Origin of the sequence: Anaerolentibacter hominis (assembly GCF_032380675.1) — a bacterium.
In the GTDB taxonomy this organism is placed as follows: Bacteria; Bacillota; Clostridia; order Lachnospirales; family Lachnospiraceae; genus Anaerolentibacter; species Anaerolentibacter hominis.
Genome location: NZ_JAWDIX010000013.1, coordinates 1 through 623, shown reverse-complemented (window position 1 = coordinate 623; position 623 = coordinate 1). Strand labels below are relative to the sequence as shown.

Genomic DNA, 623 nt, shown 5'->3' with positions numbered 1-623 from the left:
ATGCCTGGGAAGAGTGAGGAAGAGATCGAGGCGGAGTTAAACCGTCAGGTGAGTGAGAAGATGATCGCGTTTACGCTGAACTCGAACCCGGTGTATGCGGACGGGAAGGCAAAGGGGAACATCTTATTTGAGAACCCGAAGTCGAACGGGAAGTATACGAGGCTGGAGGTGTACCTGGATGAAAGCGGGGAACTGATCTATGAGACGGGGCTGCTGGAGCCGGGGAGTTATGTGCCGGAGGGAGAGTTAAAGAAAGAGCTGAAGGAAGGGGAGTATGCATGTACGGCATACATCCATGCGTACCGGATAAGTGATGAGAGCTACCTGGGGAAGGTGTCGGCAGGGATCACGGTAACGGTAGAGAAGTGATAGAGAAACAGGTCTGAAAGGAGACAAAACAAAGAGCTCCTTTTTGATAGAGAAGCAATAAGCAGAGAAAAAGAGACAGATGGAGGGAAAGGTATGAAGAAGAGAATGATAGCAATGGTGCTGGTACTGGCGCTGACCATGAGCATGGGAAGCACGGTATTCGCAAAGGATGTAACCGACAAGAGCACGACAGAAGTGACCAAGGATGGAACCAGCAATGACATGACGTTAAAGGGAACGGTAGGAGAGCCGGG

The 623-nt window shown here is 50.9% G+C and carries 1 pseudogene; it reads left to right on the top strand.

Annotation, left to right across the window (positions count from 1 at the left end):
• Positions 1-369 (top strand): annotated as a pseudogene (locus ABCW47_RS15100) (hypothetical protein); the annotation flags it as partial.
• Between the last annotated feature and the right edge of the window lie 254 nt (positions 370-623).